The following is a 2,569-nucleotide window of genomic DNA, read 5'->3' on the forward strand; positions in this document are numbered from 1 at the left end:
CGGCGGCCTGCTGTCCAAGGGGCATCCGCTCGGGGCGACGGGCCTTGCCAAATGCTTCGCGCTGACCCACCTGTGGCGCGGCCGGGCGGGCGCGCGCCGCCCAGCTGACCTGGAACGCGACGGCGCGCCAGACCGCCGCCGTCTACCGCTCTTTACTCTGACCAGACTGCCTCCATGTCCCAGCCCATGCGTGTCCTGCACTTCTACAAGACCTATTTCCCCGATTCGGTCGGCGGCGTCGAACAGGTCATCCGTCAGATGTGCGTGGGAACAGGGCGTCTGGGCATCACGAACCAGGTGTTGTCGCTGTCGCGCGACCGCCGCCTGGAACCGTTCGACTACGAAGGCCATACGGTGCACCGCGTGCCGCTGAACTTCGAGGTGGCGTCGAACGCGGTGTCGGTGCAGGCGATCGGCAAGCTGGCGCGCATGGCGGCGGAAGCCGACGTCGTGCACTACCACTTCCCGTGGCCGTTCATGGACCTGGCGCACTTCATCGCCCGCATCGACAAGCCGACCGTCGTCACGTACCACTCCGACATCGTGCGCCAGAAAGCGCTGCTGAAGCTGTACCAGCCCCTGAAGCACCGGTTCCTGGAAAGCGTCGACACGATCGTCGCGACGTCGCCCAACTACCTGGCGTCGTCGGCCGTGCTCGACCGCTACCGCGACAAGACGCGCGTGATCACGTTCGGCCTCGACAAATCCAGCTATCCGGAACCGGACCAGGCCCGCCTGGACCACTGGCGCGCGCGGGTCGGCCCGAAATTCTTCCTGTTCGTGGGCGTGCTGCGCTACTACAAGGGCTTGCACATCCTGCTCGACGCCGTGGCCGGCACGGATTACCCCGTCGTGATCGTCGGCGCGGGGCCGATCGAGGCGGAACTGAAGGCGCACGCCGAGCGCCTGGGCCTGAAGCGCGTGCAGTTCGTCGGCGCCGTGGACGACCTCGACAAGGCGGCGCTGCTCAAGCTCTGCTACGCCGTCGCCTTCCCGTCGCACCTGCGCTCGGAAGCCTTCGGCATCTCGCTGCTGGAAGGCGCGATGTACGGCAAGCCGATGATCTCCAGCGAGATCGGCACGGGCACCACGTACATCAACGTGCACGGCGAGACGGGCCTGGTCGTGCCGCCGTCCGACCACGAGGCGCTGCGCGCCGCGATGACGCGGCTGTGGCACGATCCGCAGATGGCGCAGGAGATGGGCCAGCGCGCGGAGGCGCGCTACTGGCAGCTGTTCACGTCGGCGCAGATGGCCGACAACTATGCGCGCCTGTACCAGGAACTGGTGGCGCGCCGGGCGGATGTGCGACTGGCTGCCGCGCCGCGTCTGGGCTAAGGTCACGCGTGGGCACGGGGTGCCCACCATGCATATCACGCCGCCACGGCGATCGGCGCCGGCACCGCGTCCTGCTCCGCCCACCGCTCGCGGATCGCGCGGATCGCCGGCATCTGCGCGAGAAACAGGTCGACCAGTTCCGCATCGAAGTGCTTGCCCTTCTGCTTGACGAGGAAGTCGAGCGCCTCTTGTTCCGTCCACGCCTTCTTGTACGGTCGGATCGACGTCAGCGCGTCGAACACGTCGGCGATGGCGCAGATGCGGCCTTCGAGCGGAATGTCCTTGCCGGCCAGGCCGTTCGGATAACCGCTGCCGTCCCATTTCTCGTGGTGCGTGAGCGCGATGTTGCGCGCCAGCGCCAGCACGCCGTGGTCGTGGTGGCCGATGATCTCGGCGCCGATGCGCGCGTGGCTCTGCATGATCTTCCATTCGTCCGGATCGAGCGGTCCGGGTTTCTGCAGCACGCGGTCGGGAATGCCGATCTTGCCCACGTCGTGCATCGGCGCGGCGTGCAGCAGGTCGTCCGCTTCCGCTTCCGTCATGCCGGCCGCGAGGCCAAGGATGCGCGCGAAGTGGCTCATGCGGATGACGTGCAGGCCCGTCTCGTTGTCCTTGTATTCGGCGGCCAGGCCGAGGCGCTGGACGATCTCCAGGCGCGACGCGCGCAATTCTTCCATGCGCACGAGCGACAGGTGGGTGCGCACGCGAGCGCGCACGATCGGCGGGCTGACGGGCTTGGTGATGTAGTCCACGGCGCCGGCCTCGAAGCCTTCCACCTCGTCGCTCGTGTCGTTGAGCGCGGTGACGAAGATGACGGGGACGGCGGCCAGCGCCGGATCGGCCTTGAGGGCGGCGCACACTTCGTAGCCGCTCATGCCGGGCATCATCACGTCGAGCAGGACCAGGTCGGGCGTCTCTTCGCGCGCCAGTTCGAGCGCGCGTGGGCCGTCCTTGGCGAAACGCAGGCGGTAGTGGTCTTGCAGGATCTGGCGCAGCAGCTGCAGGTTGCTGGCCTCGTCGTCGACCGCGAGGATCAGCGGTTGGTTGACGGTGGTCATTCGATGGTCTCCTGTGCCGGCTCGTCGATGGCGGCCAGCACGGTGTCAAGTTGTTGCAGGGCGAGGTCGAAGTCGAAATCGGAGATGGCGGCGTGGACTTGCGCGACGCGGGAGGCGAGCGGATGGCCGCTCGTGGCGGCGGCGAGGCCCGCCAGCGCGGCGTCGTCCAGGCC

2 protein-coding genes are annotated in these 2,569 nt (G+C 67.9%); one reads left to right on the forward strand and one right to left on the reverse strand.

From position 1 onward, the window contains the following. The first annotated feature begins 186 nt into the window (after window positions 1-186). The gene (locus tag ACEN88_RS29060; RefSeq protein WP_413345295.1) at window positions 187-1,338 is read left to right on the forward strand and encodes a glycosyltransferase family 4 protein; all 1,152 of its coding nucleotides are present in this window, start codon (window positions 187-189) and stop codon (window positions 1,336-1,338) included. Between the two features lie 35 nt (window positions 1,339-1,373). Here the strand turns inward: ACEN88_RS29060 and ACEN88_RS29065 are convergent, their stop codons facing one another. Then, window positions 1,374-2,396 (reverse strand): two-component system response regulator, encoded by a 1,023-nt coding sequence (locus tag ACEN88_RS29065; RefSeq protein ID WP_413345293.1) that lies wholly within the window; start codon window positions 2,394-2,396, stop codon window positions 1,374-1,376. Window positions 2,397-2,569 lie beyond the last annotated feature (173 nt).

It is taken from the genome of Massilia sp. CT11-108, assembly GCF_047302915.1.
GTDB lineage: Bacteria > Pseudomonadota > Gammaproteobacteria > Burkholderiales > Burkholderiaceae_D > Telluria > Telluria orientalis.

Excerpts from the sequence above, each read along its gene's own strand:
- ACEN88_RS29060 (WP_413345295.1), top strand. The coding sequence starts at position 187 with ATGCGTGTCCTGCACTTCTACAAGACCTATTTCCCCGATTCGGTCGGC.
- ACEN88_RS29065 (WP_413345293.1), bottom strand. The coding sequence starts at position 2,396 with ATGACCACCGTCAACCAACCGCTGATCCTCGCGGTCGACGACGAGGCC.